The organism is Salinibacterium sp. NG253, from assembly GCF_015864945.1.
GTDB lineage: Bacteria > Actinomycetota > Actinomycetes > Actinomycetales > Microbacteriaceae > Rhodoglobus.
On the sequence record NZ_JADYWF010000006.1, the window covers coordinates 1 to 1,785 of the forward strand.

The 1,785-nt window shown below is 54.3% G+C and carries 1 rRNA gene; it reads right to left on the bottom strand.

Annotated features, from left to right (window positions below):
- Positions 1–246: 246 nt before the first annotated feature.
- Positions 247–1,769: ribosomal RNA gene (locus I6E52_RS14220) — 16S ribosomal RNA — on the bottom strand.
- Positions 1,770–1,785 lie beyond the last annotated feature (16 nt).

A 1,785-nucleotide genomic window follows, 5' to 3' on the forward strand; every position in this document is an offset into this window, starting at 1 on the left:
TTACGATCCGTGGCCGGTCCCTCAGGACCCAACAACGTGCAAAGACCAGCACCCCTGAAACCCCTCGTTCCAACCAGCAAGCTGGCGTACTAAAGAAACAACAGTTCCTCTGATCACAATGTCAATGTTCCACCCATGAGCGCCGTCCAACCCGAACAGGCTGGTACGACTCGGCAACATAAATTCGTTTCCCACTAACTCTGTGTATACCGCAGAGACGGAAAAACGAGCTGCCATGCTCCTTAGAAAGGAGGTGATCCAGCCGCACCTTCCGGTACGGCTACCTTGTTACGACTTAGTCCTAATTACCAATCCCACCTTCGACAGCTCCCTCCTTGCGGTTGGGCCACTGGCTTCGGGTGTTACCGACTTTCATGACTTGACGGGCGGTGTGTACAAGGCCCGGGAACGTATTCACCGCAGCGTTGCTGATCTGCGATTACTAGCGACTCCGACTTCATGAGGTCGAGTTGCAGACCTCAATCCGAACTGAGACCGACTTTTTGGGATTCGCTCCACCTTGCGGTATTGCAGCCCTTTGTATCGGCCATTGTAGCATGCGTGAAGCCCAAGACATAAGGGGCATGATGATTTGACGTCATCCCCACCTTCCTCCGAGTTGACCCCGGCAGTCTCCTTTGAGTTCCCACCATTACGTGCTGGCAACAAAGAACGAGGGTTGCGCTCGTTGCGGGACTTAACCCAACATCTCACGACACGAGCTGACGACAACCATGCACCACCTGTTTACGAGTGTCCAAAGAGTGAACTATTTCTAGCCCGTTCTCGTATATGTCAAGTCTTGGTAAGGTTCTTCGCGTTGCATCGAATTAATCCGCATGCTCCGCCGCTTGTGCGGGCCCCCGTCAATTCCTTTGAGTTTTAGCCTTGCGGCCGTACTCCCCAGGCGGGGAACTTAATGCGTTAGCTGCGACACAGAAACCGTGGAATGGCCCCTACATCTAGTTCCCAACGTTTACGGCATGGACTACCAGGGTATCTAATCCTGTTCGCTCCCCATGCTTTCGCTCCTCAGCGTCAGTAACGGCCCAGAGATCTGCCTTCGCCATTGGTGTTCCTCCTGATATCTGCGCATTCCACCGCTACACCAGGAATTCCAATCTCCCCTACCGCACTCTAGTCTGCCCGTACCCACTGCAGGCTGGGGGTTGAGCCCCCAGTTTTCACAGCAGACGCGACAAACCGCCTACGAGCTCTTTACGCCCAATAATTCCGGATAACGCTTGCACCCTACGTATTACCGCGGCTGCTGGCACGTAGTTAGCCGGTGCTTTTTCTGCAGGTACCGTCACTTTCGCTTCTTCCCTACTAAAAGAGGTTTACAACCCGAAGGCCGTCGTCCCTCACGCGGCGTTGCTGCATCAGGCTTGCGCCCATTGTGCAATATTCCCCACTGCTGCCTCCCGTAGGAGTCTGGACCGTGTCTCAGTTCCAGTGTGGCCGGTCACCCTCTCAGGCCGGCTACCCGTCGTAGGCTTGGTGAGCTATTACCTCACCAACTACCTGATAGGCCGCGAGTCCATCCTTGACCGAAATTCTTTCCAGCTCCTAGCCATGCGGCTGAAGCTCGTATCCGGTATTAGACGTCGTTTCCAACGCTTATTCCAGAGTCAAGGGCAGGTTACTCACGTGTTACTCACCCGTTCGCCACTAATCCACCAGAGCAAGCTCCGGCTTCATCGTTCGACTTGCATGTGTTAAGCACGCCGCCAGCGTTCATCCTGAGCCAGGATCAAACTCTCCATAAATGTTTGATTGCACCAA